This is a genomic window from Chryseobacterium sp. SIMBA_029 (genome assembly GCF_046535275.1).
In the GTDB taxonomy this organism is placed as follows: domain Bacteria; phylum Bacteroidota; class Bacteroidia; order Flavobacteriales; family Weeksellaceae; genus Chryseobacterium.
The window spans coordinates 1-269 of sequence record NZ_JAWRXA010000353.1 but is presented as its reverse complement, the minus strand read 5'-3'; the positions used below and the strand labels follow the sequence as shown (position 1 = coordinate 269).

The following is a 269-nucleotide window of genomic DNA, read 5'->3' as shown; positions in this document are numbered from 1 at the left end:
CTTCGCCGCCAAAGCTCGTGCCGAACATGCGGCCTATGCCGGCAACTCCACCGAAACCGGTGTTCCCCCCGCCGCCAGCGCCCGCGCCGAAACCACCGCCCCCGGGGCCGCCGCCTGCCGCACCGCCGCCTGCGCCGCCGTCGCCCGAGCCGGTGATCCTGCCCAGGCCGTTGTAGCCAAATGTGAGCTCCAGGAAGCTATTGGTTTCAGAGCCCGCCATATACGGCCGAGCGGAAGCTGGAGTCAGTTGGAAGAGTGCGATGTAAGTC

1 protein-coding gene is annotated in these 269 nt (G+C 68.0%); it reads right to left on the bottom strand.

Translation table 11 applies throughout. The features are described 5' to 3' along the window. A partial coding sequence (locus SB679_RS24440; RefSeq protein WP_410704857.1) for a hypothetical protein occupies positions 1 to 220 on the bottom strand: 220 nt, incomplete at its 3' end. Between the last annotated feature and the right edge of the window lie 49 nt (positions 221 to 269).